Raw genomic sequence first — 11,941 nt, 5'->3', positions numbered from 1 at the left:
GGACGGCCTCGCAGCGCTCACGGGGGTGATGGTGCCAGTGGCCCCCGACGTTTCCGGGCCGGCCGCTCGGCCAGCACGACCAGGACCACGGCCACCAGCACCACCGCGCCGCCGAGCAGCTGCACCGGGGAGAACCGCTCCCCCACCACCGAGACCCCGAGCAGCACCGCGATCACCGGGTTGACGTAGGCGTAGGTGGCCACCGTGGACACCGGCAGCGAGGCCAGCGCGTAGGCGTAGGCGCTGAACGAGCCCAGCGAGACCACCACGGCCATGTAGACCCACGCCCACCAGGTCCGCGCCGAGAGGTCCGCCAGGTCGACGCCGTCGCCCGCGACGAGCGCCGCGCCGGACAGCACCAGGCCGCCGGTCAGCATCTGCACGGCGGCCAGCGCGAACGGGTTGGCCGGCACCGGCAGCCGGGTGGTGGCGAACGTGCCGCCCGCCCACCCGACCGCGGCCAGCACCACCAGCCACGGCCCCCACCACGCCGTCCCGACGGTGCCGCCCGATCCCGCCGACGGTCCGGCGAGCAGCAGCACCCCCAGGCCGGCCACCCCGACGACGACGCCGCCGACGGTGGCCGGGCGGGGGCGGTCGCCGGTGAGGGCGCGCAGCACGACGATGTGCAGCGGCACCGAGGCGATCAGCAGCGCCGCCATCCCGGACGCCACGTGCTGCTGGCCCAGCACCACCAGCCCGTTGCCCCAGGCCGGCAGCAGCACGCCGGACAGCGCGGTGGTGCCCAGCTGCGCCCACGACATCGCGAACGCCCGCCTGCCGGCGACCAGCAGCACGAGCAGCGCCAGCAGGCCGCCGCCGACCAGGAACCGGGTCGCGCTGCCCAGCAGCGGCGGGACCTCGGTGATGATGAGCCGGTTGGCCAGGTACGTCGACCCCCACATCAGGTAGACCACGCCCAGCGCGAACCACGCCACCACCCCGCCCGTCCGGGCGTCCGCCTCCACGCGCACGCCCAGGACGTTGCCATGGCGAACGACCGCTGTCGCCGTCAGTTCGGTGGGCGTCGCCCGACCTCAGTCGCGCGCGGCGACGCTGCTGCGCACCACCGCCTCGAAGTCGGCGTCGCGGCGCTCCGCCGGCCGCCGCGCCGTGTAGGTGATCCGTAGGCCGTCGGGGTCGGTCACGGTGACGTCGGTGGTGTTCCACGGCGTGTCGACCGGGCCCTCCACCGGCGCGCCGAACGCCGTCGCCCGCTCGGCCAGCCCGGCCAGGGCGTCGTGCTCGGCGGCCAGCGACAGCCCGAGGCCGACCGCGGCGCTGACCGGACCGCGCGCCGGCACCAGCAGCAGGTCCTGGTAGCGCCAGCGGCGCAGGTGCACCAGGAACGGCGGGCCGCTCGGGGGCAGCACGGCCAGCTCGACCATGTCCAGGGCCCCGGTGTAGAAGGCGCGGCTGCGCGCGAGGTCGGAGACCTCCAGGCGGAGGAACATCGGCATGGGGTAGATCGACGTGTCCACGACCGGGTCGATCGTGGGCACGCCTGCGTCCGGGTCGTGCACGGGCGTCTCGCTCATGGGGCCACCCTGGCGGTTGACCCGACGTCAACCGCAACCCCGATCCCGCGCCCGGCCGCGTCGGGCGCCCGGCGATGGGGAATCCTTCGGTCATGGCAATCGCCGCGGTCCGACCGGCCGCTGCCGCAGACGTCGACGAGATCGTCCGGATCCAGGCGACCACCTGGGAGACCGCCTACGCCGAACTCGTCCCGCCCGCCGCGCTCGCCCAGCTGCGCTCCCCCGAGGCCCGGCGGGCCTGGGCCGGGGCGATCGGCGCCGGCGGCGGCAGCCACGTCCTGGTGGCCACCGAGGGCGAGTGGACCGTCGGGTTCTGCGCCGCCGCACCGGCCCAGCCGCCCGCCCGGGACGCCGCCGTCGAGCCCCCGGACACCACTGAGGCCCCCGGCATCGGGGTCGAGCACTGGGCCGAGATCGGGGCGCTGCTCGTCGAGCCCCGGTGGGGGCGGCGCGGGCACGGCGGGCGGCTGCTCGCCACCGCCGCGCACGCCCTGCACAACGCGGGCGCGCTCTACGGGCTGGCCTGGGTGCCGGAGGCCGACGCGGCGTCGCGCTCGTTCTACCAGCGGGTCGGCTGGGAACCCGACGGCACCGTGCGGGTGCTCGACACCGGCGAGGGGACCCTGCGCGAGGTCCGCCTGGTCGGCTCCCTCGACCTCAAGCTCGAACCCTGAGGCTCACCCCAGGCCGAGCAGGGGCTCCAGGCCGACGGTGAGGCCGGGACGCTCCTGGACGCCGCGCACGGCCAGCAGCACCCCCGGCATGAACGACGCCCGGTCGAACGAGTCGTGCCGGATGGTCAGCGCCTCCCCCGGCCCGCCCAGCAGCACCTCCTGGTGCGCCACCAGGCCGGGCAGGCGCACGGAGTGCACGTGGACGCCCTCGACGTCCGCGCCGCGGGCGCCGGCCAGCTCCGACGTGGTGGCGTCGGGCACCGGGCCCAGACCGGCCTCGGCGCGCGCGGCGGCGATCATCGACGCCGTGCGGGTGGCCGTGCCCGAGGGGGCGTCGACCTTGCCCGCGTGGTGCAGCTCGATCACCTCGACCGACTCGAAGAACCGGGCCGCCTGCCGGGCGAACTGCATCATCAGCACCGCGCCGACCCCGAAGTTCGGGACCACGAGCACGTGGCCCGGGGTGTCGGCGAGCCAGCCGCGCACCTCCTCGAGGCGCTCGTCGGAGAACCCGCTGGTGCCGACCACGGCGGCGATGCCGTGGTCGAGGGCGTAGCGCAGGTTGGCCATGACCGCGCCGGGGTGGGTGAAGTCGACGACGACCCCGGCCCCGCCGGCCACCAGGTCGGCCAGCGAGTCGCCCTCGTCGATCCGCGCCACCAGCTCCAGGTCGTCGGCCTCCTCGACGACCCGGCACACCTGCGAACCCATCCGCCCCTGCGCGCCCCCCACGCCCCCCCCCACCCCGGCGCCCCCCGGCCGTGGTTCAGGAAAGCCACGATGCCGCCCTCTGCGGGCGGCATCGTGGCTTTCCTGAACCGGGCCGCGGCGCAGGGCGGCGACGGCGACGACCGCGGGTTCCGCGACGTGCTGGAGCCGCCCGGCCCTGGTCGTCGGCTGCGGGATCGCGATCTTCACCACCAACCTGTTCATCACGCTGACCCCTGCTCAGCCTCATCCAGGCGATCGGCGTCGGCCCCTCGATGTGGCTCTACGCGGCGTTCGACGTCGCGGCCTGGATCTTCAGTGTGGCTGAGGATGCCCGACCTCACCGGGCGCAGCCTGGAGGAGATCGAGGGCAAGCTCGCCGACGGGAGGTTCCGCCCCGCCGACTTCGCCCGCGACTGAGCCGCTCGGATGTCAGGAAAGCCACCATCAGGACGCAGGACGTCCTGATGGTGGCTTTCCTGACACGGGGCGGGGCGGGGCGGGGCGGGGCGGGGCGGAGCTCAGGCGAAGAAGATCAGGGCGACGATCCAGACGCCGGCGGCCAGCAGGCCGGTGGCCAGCTCCAGCAGGATGCTGAAGGCCACCGCGCCGAGGGCCTTGCGGGTGGAGGGCCAGGCCTTCGCGCTGTCGCCGAGGCGGGCCAGCTCGGACAGGTACACCCCGAGCGGGAAGCCGAGGAACAGCCCGACCACCGGGATCACGAAGAACCCGACGATCCCCAGCGCGGCGCCGACGACGACCGACCGGGTCGGGACGCCGGACTCCTTCATGCGCCGCCCGGGCAGCAGGTACTTGGCCACGCTGCCGATCACGATGACCGCCGCCGCGATCCCGAGCACGGTCCAGCCGAGCTGGTCGCCGCGGGGTACCGCCCACACCGCGATCCCGGCGAGCACCAGGATGAGGCCGGGCAGCACCGGGAGCAGGATCCCGACGATGCCGACGGCGACCAGCAGGCCGGCGAGCAGGGTCATGGGTCCCGGACCGTACCCGGCAGGTCTTCCTCGTCGTCGTAGGGGCCGACGACGGCCACCGTGAGCGGGGCCGAGAGCAGCTCGCGCGCCACCTCGTGGACCTCGTCGACGGTGACCGCGGAGATCCGGTCGAGGCTCTCGGCGATCGTGCGCTGGCGGCCGTGGTCGAGCTCCGAGCGGCCCAGGCGGTTCATCCGCGATGGGGTGTCCTCCAGGCCCAGCACCAGCCCGCCGCGCAGGTTGCCCTGCGCGCGGGTGATCTCGGCGGGGGTCAGCCCGCCGCCCGCGACCTCGGCCAGCACCGAACGGACCACCTTGGTGACCTCGTCGAGGCGCTCGGGGGCGCAGCCGGCGTACACGCTGAGCACGCCGGCGTCGGCGTAGCCGACGTGCTGCGAGTACACCGAGTAGGCCAGCCCGCGGCGCTCGCGGATCTCCTGGAACAGCCGGGAGCTCGGGCCCCCGCCGAGCGCGGTGTTGAGCACCGACAGCGCGGTGCGGCGCGGGTCGTGGCGGCCCACGCCGGGCACGCCGAGCATCAGGTGGGCCTGCTCGGTGTCCTCGGGGCGCAGCACCAGGCCCGGCGCGGGGGCCAGGACGACGTCGCCGCCGCCCCGGCGCGGGGTCGACGGGGAGGCCGAGCCCGCCCGGGCCGCCGCGGCGGCCAGTGCGGTGCCGACCAGCTCGACGACCTCGGCGTGCACGAGGTTGCCCGCCGCGGCCACCACCATGCGCGGGGTCGTGTACTCGCCGCGCCAGAAGTCGTGCAGGACCTCCCGGCGCATCCCGCGGATCGACTCCTCCGAGCCGATCACCGGGCGGCCCAGCGGGTGCTCGCCGAAGAGCGCCTCGTCGAACAGCTCGCCGAGCAGGTCCTCGGGGTCGTCGTCGCGCATGGCGATCTCCTCGAGGACCACCCCGCGCTCCAGCTCGACGTCGGCCGGCGTCAGCAGTGCGTCGGTCACGACGTCGGCCAGCACCTGCACGGCCAGCGGCAGGTCGGTGTCGAGGACCTGCGCGTAGTAGCAGGTGTGCTCCTTGGCCGTGAACGCGTTGAGGTCGCCGCCGACGGCGTCGAAGTCCTCGGCGATCGACGACGCCGTGCGCGTGGACGTGCCCTTGAACAGGAGGTGCTCGAGGTAGTGCGCGGCCCCGGCCTGGGTCGGGGTCTCGTCGCGCGAGCCGACCCCGATCCAGATGCCCAGCGACACCGAGCGCACGCCCGGCACCGCCTCGGTGAGCACCCGCAGCCCGCCCGGCAGTTCGGAGCGGGAGACGCCACCGGGGGCGGGAACCCCCACCCCCGGCGTCACGACGTCGGTCAACTCGCGGGGACCTCGCTCGGCGCGGCGGCCGGCGACTCGGTCGACTCGTCGACCGGGGTGCCGTCGCCGGCGGCGGCCGCTGCGGCCTCCTCCTGCACCGGGACCAGGCTGATCTTGCCCCGGTTGTCGATGTCGGTGACCTCGACGCGGAGCTTGTCGCCGACCTTGACGACGTCCTCGACCTTGCCGATGCGCTTGCCGTTGCCCAGCTTGGAGATGTGCACCAGGCCGTCCTTGCCCGGCACCAGCGAGACGAACGCGCCGAACGCGGCGGTCTTGACCACCGTGCCCAGGAAGCGCTCCCCCACCTTCGGCAGCTGCGGGTTGGCGATGGCGTTGATCATGCCGATCGCGGCCTCGGCCGAGTCGCCGTCGGAGGCGCCGACGTAGATCGTGCCGTCGTCCTCGATGGAGATGTCGGCACCGGTCTGCTCGGTGATCGAGTTGATCATCTTGCCCTTCGGGCCGATGACCTCGCCGATCTTGTCCACCGGGACCTTGATGGCCACGACGCGCGGGGCGAAGCGGCTCATCTCGTCGGGCCGGTCGATGGCCTCGCCGATGACCTCGAGGATCGTCAGCCGGGCGTCCTTGGCCTGGGCCAGCGCGGCGGCAAGCACGCTGGACGGGATGCCGTCGAGCTTGGTGTCCAGCTGCAGCGCGGTGACGAACTCGGGCGTGCCGGCGACCTTGAAGTCCATGTCGCCGAACGCGTCCTCGGCACCGAGGATGTCGGTCAGCGCGACGTAGGTGGTCTCGCCGTCGACCTCGTCGGTGACCAGGCCCATGGCGATGCCCGCGACCGGTGCCTTCAGCGGCACACCGGCGTTGAGCAGCGACATCGTCGACGCGCAGACCGAGCCCATCGAGGTGGAGCCGTTCGAGCCCAGCGCCTCGGAGACCTGGCGGATCGCGTACGGGAACTCCTCGCGCGTAGGCAGCACGGGCAGCAGCGCCCGCTCGGCCAGCGCGCCGTGCCCGATCTCGCGCCGCTTCGGCGAGCCGACGCGGCCCGTCTCACCGGTGGAGTAGGGCGGGAAGTTGTAGTGGTGCAGGTAGCGCTTGTGCGACTCCGGGCCGAGCGAGTCGATCTGCTGCTCCATGCGCAGCATGTTCAGCGTGGTGACACCCATGATCTGGGTCTCGCCGCGCTCGAACAGCGCCGAGCCGTGCGCCCGCGGGACGACCTCGACCTCGGCCGACAGCGGCCGGATGTCGGTGATGCCGCGGCCGTCGATGCGGACCTTGTCGCGCAGGATCCGCTGGCGGACCAGCTTCTTGTTCAGCGAGCGGAACGCCGCGCCGATCTCCTTCTCGCGGCCCTCGAACTGCGGGCCGACCTTGTCCAGCACGGCGGCCTTGACCTCGTCGAGGCGGGACTCGCGCTCCTGCTTGCCGCCGATGGTCAGCGCCTGGGCCAGGTCGTCCGACGCGGTCTCGGCGACGGCCTCGAACACGTCGGCCTGGTAGGCCGGGTAGGTCCTGAACTCGCCGGTGGGCTTGGCGGCCTGGTCGGCGAGCTGCTGCTGGGCCACGCACAGGCTGCGGATGAACGGCTTGGCCGCCTCCAGGCCCTGCGCGACGATCTCCTCGGTCGGCGCCTGCGCGCCGCCCGCGACCAGCTCGTTGGTCTCGGTGGTGGCCTCGGCCTCCACCATCATGATCGCCACGTCGTCCCCGACGACCCGGCCAGCGACGACCATGTCGAACACGGCGCGCTGCAGGTCCTCGTGCTGGGGGAAGGCGATCCACTGGCCGTCGATCAGGGCGACGCGCACGCCGCCGATCGGGCCGCTGAACGGCAGGCCGGCCAGCTGGGTGGACGCCGACGCGGCGTTGATCGCCAGCGCGTCGTAGGGGTCCTGCGGGTCGAGCGACATGACGGTGACGACGATCTGGATCTCGTTGCGCAGGCCGTCGACGAAGGACGGGCGCAGCGGGCGGTCGATCAGCCGGCAGGTCAGGATGGCGTCGGTGCCCGGGCGGCCCTCGCGGCGGAAGAACGAGCCGGGGATCTTGCCGATCGCGTACATCCGCTCCTCGACGTCCACCGTGAGGGGGAAGAAGTCGAAGTGCTCCTTGGGGTGCTTGGACGCCGTGGTGGCGGACAGCAGCATGGTGTCGTCGTCGAGGTAGGCGACGACGGATCCGGCGGCCTGGCGCGCGAGGCGCCCGGTCTCGAACCGGACGGTACGGGTCCCGAAGCTGCCGTTGTCGATGACGGCAGTGGTCTCGTACACGTTGTCGGTGGGTTCGGTCATGAAGGTGGACATCTCCTCGTCAGAGCGGGAGACCCCACGCCACACCGGGAGGATCCTCGGCCGAGCCGGTCTTCGATCGAAGCCCCCGGGGCGCTGCGTGTCGCGTGCCCGGGAGCCACTACCGAGGACCGGCGGATCGTCTGCCGGAGGCGTGGCGTCGTCGCTGCGGGTAGTGCTCGTCTTGTCGTGCAGTCTCGTCGTGCTTGTCGTGCTCGTCGTGCTGGTCTTGTCGCGTGCAGTAAATCGGACCGCGGCCCGGCCCGCCAGCAGGCGGACCGGGCCACGGGTGGTTCAGCGGCGGATGCCGAGGCGCTCGATCAGGGAGCGGTAGCGCGCCACATCCACCTGGCGCAGGTACTTCAGCAGCCGGCGGCGGCGGCCGACCAGCAGCAGCAGACCGCGCCGGGAGTGGTGGTCGTGCTTGTGCATCTTGAGGTGCTCGGTGAGGTCGCTGATGCGCTTGGTGAGCAGGGCGACCTGGGCCTCGGGGGACCCGGTGTCGGTCTCGTGCACCCCGTAGGACGTCAGGATGGTCTTCTTCTGTGCGGCGTCGAGTGCCACGTGGTCCTCTTTCGTTGCTGTGCCGTGAGGCCGGGCTCCGCACGAGGGGAGCCGGAGACGGTGCGCGGCCGCCACGGACTGCAGCCGGACCCGCGTCCAACGGTACCAGCAACGATCGAACGCCCCACGGGGCGGCGGCTACCCGCCCTGCAGCGGCACCCGGTGGACCACCCGGTAGCGCGACCCGCCGCGCGCCGGTTCGCTGCTGACCAGCAGCAGGTCCGCGGGCCGCCACCACGGTCCGCCGTGCCCGGCCCACGGGGTGGGCGGGTCGGCCACGGCCGCCGGACCCGGCCGGGCCCGGCGGCGCAGCAGCGTCACGTGCGGCACGAACCGCTCCCCCTGCCCGCCGACCACCTCCACCAACCCGCGCAGCTCCGCGGCGGGCTCGGCCTGCACGCCGGCCCACCGCACCCCGTCGAACGCACCCGCGCCCGCGGTGCGCAGCCGCGGAGCGGGCAGCCCGAGCGCGGCCCGGTCGAGCCGGCGGGCGAGCACCCCGGGGTCGGCCTCGCCGTAGAACATCAGCGTGATGTGCCAGGTGGCGGGGTCGACGACACGCCACCCCGGCGGCGGCTCCCCGGTCCCGGCCGACCCGCGGCCCGCGGCCGCGCGGCCGCCTGGCGCAGCACCTCGGCCAGCTCGGGGAACGCGGTGCCCAGCGCGGCCGCCGCGGCCGCGAGCCGGGCCGGTTCCGCGACGGTGCGCAGCGCGTCCGCGGCCGACGGGGTCCGGGGGGCCACCCGGCGCAGCGGACGCCCCGGGCCAGGGCTCGGCGCGCCTCCCGACCAGTGCCAGCGGGCCGCCGCGACCTCGGCCAGCAGCGCCTCGACCGCGCGGGCGCCGGGCCGCTCGGGCAGGGCGCGGCAGCGCTGGTCGAGCAGGAGCAGCCGGGCCAGCACGGCCGGGTCGCCGATCTTCACCCGGCGGGCGCTGGCCAGCTGGCTGAGCATCGCCGGGCTGAGCCCGAGCGCCTTGGCCAGCCGCGCCTGCGAGACCCGCAGGGCCGCGGTCAGCGCGCGGACCCGGTCTCCCAGGGGGGCGCCGTAGAGCTCGCGCTGCCGCTCGCGGTTCGCCGCGATCCGCCCCGCCGTCCCGCCGGTCACCCCACCGGCCACCCCACCGGCCACCCCACCGATCGCCCCGCCGATCACCGCTGTCATACCGGGCATGCTCGCAGGAGCGGGGGCCGCTTCGTGGCCGAACGGGCAAACCCGTGCCGGGTCAGCCGCCGAGCAGCTCGCGGGTGCGGGCCACGTCCTTGTGCATCTGGGTGACCAGCGCGTCGACGTCGTCGAAGCGCTCCTGCCCGCGCAGCCGGTGGGTGAAGTCCACGGCGACCTCGAAGCCGTAGAAGTCCTCGTCGACGTCGAGGACGTAGGCCTCGACGGTGCGCTCGCGCCCGGAGAACGTCGGGTTGGTGCCCACCGAGATCGCCGCGGGCAGCCGCCGCTCCGGCGCCCCGCCCGCGCCCGGCGCGCCGACGCCGGTCGGGGAGATCGCGAACCGGCCCGCGTAGACGCCGTCGGCGGGCAGCGCCGTGAACGGCGGGGCGGAGACGTTGGCCGTGGGGAAGCCGAGCTCGCGGCCGCGGCGGTCGCCGTGCACGACCACCCCCTCGACGCGGTGCGGGCGACCCAGCGCGGTCGTGGCCGCCTCGACGTCGCCGGCGTCGATGCAGGAGCGGATGTAGGTCGAGGAGAACGTGACGCCGTCGTCGGTGATCAGGTCGAGGCCCTCGACGCCGAAGCCGAACCGCTCCCCCAGCCGGGTCAGCATGGCCACGTCGCCCTGGGCGCGGTGGCCGAAGGTGAAGTTGCGCCCGACCACCACGTCGGCCGCGTGCAGCCGCTCGACGAGCACCTCGTGGGCGAACTCGGCGGGCGGGGTGCGGGAGAGCTCCACGCTGAACGGCAGCACGCAGAACGCCTCCACGCCCAGCTCGGCCACGAGGTCGGCGCGCCGGCCGAGCGCGGTCAGCCGGGCGGGGTGGCTGCCGGGGCGGACCACCTCGGCGGGGTGCGGGTCGAACGTCACGACGACCACGGGCAGGTCGCGCTCCCGGCCCCGGCGCACCGCGTGCCCGATCAGCTGCTGGTGCCCGCGGTGCACCCCGTCGAAGACCCCGACGGTGACGACGCTGCGCCCCCATCCGTTCGGAACGGCCTCCAGGCCACGCCAGCGCTGCACACCGCGGAGCCTACGGAAACCCGTGCGGCGCGCTGCGGGACGGCACCGCGCGCCGGTCGCGTGGTCACGCCGGTGCGAGCACCACGACCGGGCGCGCCAGCCCCTCGCGCTCGCTGACCAGCGCGATCACCGCGCCGTCCGGTCCGAAGACGCCGTAGGTGCCGGGCAGGTCGGCCGGGGGCAGCGGGCGGCCGTGGGACAGGTCGGTGGCCAGCGCGGCGTCGACGTCGCGGCGCGCGAACGCGACCGAGACGGCCTCGTCCAGCGGCAGCGAGAGCCCGGGATCGGCCTCCAGCTGCTCCAGCGTGCGGGCGTGTTCCAGGGTGAACGGGCCGACCCGGGTGCGCCGCAGGGCGGTGAGGTGGCCCCCGACGCCGAGCCCGGCGCCCAGGTCGCGGGCCAGCGCGCGCACGTAGGTGCCGGAGGTGCACTCCACCCGCACGTCCAGGTCGACGTGGCCGTCGCCGTCGCGGCGGGCCAGCAGTGTGAAGTCCGACACGGTGACCGGGCGGGCCGCCAGCACCACCTGCTCCCCGGCCCGGACCATCGCGTAGGCCCGCTTGCCGTCGACCTTGATGGCGCTGACCGAGCTGGGCACCTGCTCGATGGCCCCGGTCAGCGCGGCCATGCCGGCCAGCACGGCGTCCTCGCCCACCCCCGACGCGTCGGCCGTGGAGACGACCTCGCCCTCGGCGTCGTCGGTGGTCGTGACGGCGCCCAGCCGGATGGTGGCGGTGTAGGCCTTGGTGTCCAGCGCCAGGTGCCCCAGCAGCTTGGTGCCCCGGCCGACCCCGCACACCAGCACGCCGGTCGCCATCGGGTCGAGCGTGCCGGCGTGGCCGACCTTGCGGGTGCGCAGGATCCGCCGCAGCCGGGCCACCACGTCGTGGGAGGTGAGGCCGTCCGGCTTGGCCACCACGACGAGGCCGGACGCGGTCGTCGTCGCCGTCATCGGGCGATTGTCCCCGCCGGGCGGCGGCCAGGGCGCACCGGCTCCGCAGAAGTAGGGCGTCCTCGGGCGGCCACGTAGGGCGTTGCCCTGACGACGCAACGCAGTCGGGCCGTGAAGGTGGACGGGGCCGCGGCCCCCGACCCGGCCCGTCGACCGAGGAGCGCCCATGACCCGTCCGCCGGTCCCCGCCACCCCCGCCGTCGCCGACCTGCTGGCCCTGGCCGGCCAGGGGGACGACCGCGCGTGGGCCGAGATCCTGCGCCGGTACGGCGACCTGGTCCGCGGGGTGACCCGCTCGTTCCGCCTGCAGGACGCCGACGCCCGCGACGCCGAGCAGCGCACCTGGCTGCGGCTGCTGGAGAACCTCGCCGCGGTGCGCGACCCGGACCGGCTCGGCGGCTGGCTGGCCACCACCGCCTCCCGGGAGTGCCTGCGCATCCTGCGCGAGGGCCGGGGCACAGTGGTCAGCGGCATGGACGCAGTGCCCGCCCCGGTCGACGACGTCGAGCAGCGGGTGGTCGACGCCGACACCGCCGCCCGCCTGTGGGACATCATCGGCGGGCTGCCGCCGCGGGGGCGCACGGTGATGCGGGCGCTGTTCGGCGGGGAGGCGCGCCCCTACGCCGAGGTGTCGCGGATCACCGGCATCCCGGTGGGCAGCCTGGGGCCGACCCGGGCCCGGGTGCTGGACCAGGTCCGCGCCCGGTTCGAGGCCGAACCGGCCCCCGTGGGCTGAG

13 protein-coding genes are annotated in these 11,941 nt (G+C 74.8%); 2 read left to right on the top strand and 11 right to left on the bottom strand.

The window, feature by feature from the left end; genetic code table 11:
- Positions 1 to 17: 17 nt before the first annotated feature.
- Together KDL28_RS05365 and KDL28_RS05360 are read right to left on the bottom strand one after the other, a co-directional pair.
- Entirely contained in the window at positions 18 to 974 is a 957-nt protein-coding gene (locus KDL28_RS05365; RefSeq protein WP_252436085.1) for an EamA family transporter, read from the bottom strand.
- 63 nt (positions 975 to 1,037) lie between these two features.
- Entirely contained in the window at positions 1,038 to 1,538 is a 501-nt protein-coding gene (locus KDL28_RS05360) for a VOC family protein (protein ID WP_252436084.1), read from the bottom strand.
- Positions 1,539 to 1,630: 92 nt separating this feature from the next.
- Between KDL28_RS05360 and KDL28_RS05355 the strand changes: the two genes are divergently transcribed.
- Positions 1,631 to 2,212, top strand: a complete 582-nt coding sequence (locus KDL28_RS05355) for a GNAT family N-acetyltransferase (RefSeq protein ID WP_252436083.1) — start codon at positions 1,631 to 1,633, stop codon at positions 2,210 to 2,212.
- A gap of 3 nt (positions 2,213 to 2,215) precedes the next feature.
- On the opposite strand, the gene dapB is transcribed toward KDL28_RS05355, so the two are convergent.
- The 9 genes from dapB to truB form a co-directional block, all read right to left on the bottom strand.
- Positions 2,216 to 2,956 (bottom strand): 4-hydroxy-tetrahydrodipicolinate reductase, encoded by a 741-nt coding sequence (dapB, locus tag KDL28_RS05350; protein WP_308215926.1) that lies wholly within the window; start codon positions 2,954 to 2,956, stop codon positions 2,216 to 2,218.
- A 485-nt stretch (positions 2,957 to 3,441) separates the two neighbouring features.
- Entirely contained in the window at positions 3,442 to 3,915 is a 474-nt protein-coding gene (locus KDL28_RS05345; protein WP_252436081.1) for a DUF456 domain-containing protein, read from the bottom strand.
- A complete protein-coding gene (locus KDL28_RS05340; RefSeq protein ID WP_252436080.1) occupies positions 3,912 to 5,240 on the bottom strand; it encodes a M16 family metallopeptidase in 1,329 nt (442 codons plus the stop codon). The genes KDL28_RS05345 and KDL28_RS05340 overlap by 4 nt, the downstream gene beginning before the upstream one ends.
- Complete coding sequence (locus KDL28_RS05335; RefSeq protein WP_252436079.1) at positions 5,237 to 7,501, bottom strand: polyribonucleotide nucleotidyltransferase; 2,265 nt, start codon at positions 7,499 to 7,501, stop codon at positions 5,237 to 5,239. Before KDL28_RS05335 ends, KDL28_RS05340 begins: the two co-directional genes overlap by 4 nt.
- A 291-nt stretch (positions 7,502 to 7,792) precedes the next feature.
- On the bottom strand, positions 7,793 to 8,062 hold the full coding sequence (gene rpsO / locus KDL28_RS05330) for a 30S ribosomal protein S15 (protein ID WP_252436078.1): 270 nt from the start codon (positions 8,060 to 8,062) through the stop codon (positions 7,793 to 7,795).
- 138 nt (positions 8,063 to 8,200) lie between these two features.
- Entirely contained in the window at positions 8,201 to 8,587 is a 387-nt protein-coding gene (locus KDL28_RS05325; RefSeq protein WP_252436077.1) for a 2'-5' RNA ligase family protein, read from the bottom strand.
- Positions 8,587 to 9,225 (bottom strand): helix-turn-helix domain-containing protein, encoded by a 639-nt coding sequence (locus KDL28_RS05320; protein WP_252436076.1) that lies wholly within the window; start codon positions 9,223 to 9,225, stop codon positions 8,587 to 8,589. Before KDL28_RS05320 ends, KDL28_RS05325 begins: the two co-directional genes overlap by 1 nt.
- Before the next feature lie 61 nt (positions 9,226 to 9,286).
- Positions 9,287 to 10,252, bottom strand: a complete 966-nt coding sequence (locus KDL28_RS05315) for a bifunctional riboflavin kinase/FAD synthetase (protein WP_252436075.1) — start codon at positions 10,250 to 10,252, stop codon at positions 9,287 to 9,289.
- Positions 10,253 to 10,316: 64 nt separating this feature from the next.
- Positions 10,317 to 11,204, bottom strand: a complete 888-nt coding sequence (gene truB, locus KDL28_RS05310) for a tRNA pseudouridine(55) synthase TruB (protein WP_252436074.1) — start codon at positions 11,202 to 11,204, stop codon at positions 10,317 to 10,319.
- A 166-nt stretch (positions 11,205 to 11,370) separates the two neighbouring features.
- Here truB and KDL28_RS05305 point away from each other — a divergent pair, with 166 nt between their 5' ends.
- Complete coding sequence (locus tag KDL28_RS05305) at positions 11,371 to 11,940, top strand: RNA polymerase sigma factor (protein ID WP_252436073.1); 570 nt, start codon at positions 11,371 to 11,373, stop codon at positions 11,938 to 11,940.
- Position 11,941 lies beyond the last annotated feature (1 nt).

This window comes from Pseudonocardia humida (genome assembly GCF_023898865.1).
Taxonomy (GTDB): Bacteria; Actinomycetota; Actinomycetes; order Mycobacteriales; family Pseudonocardiaceae; genus Pseudonocardia; species Pseudonocardia humida.
Note: the sequence above shows the minus strand (reverse complement) of the source record. Positions and strands in the feature narration are given on the sequence as shown.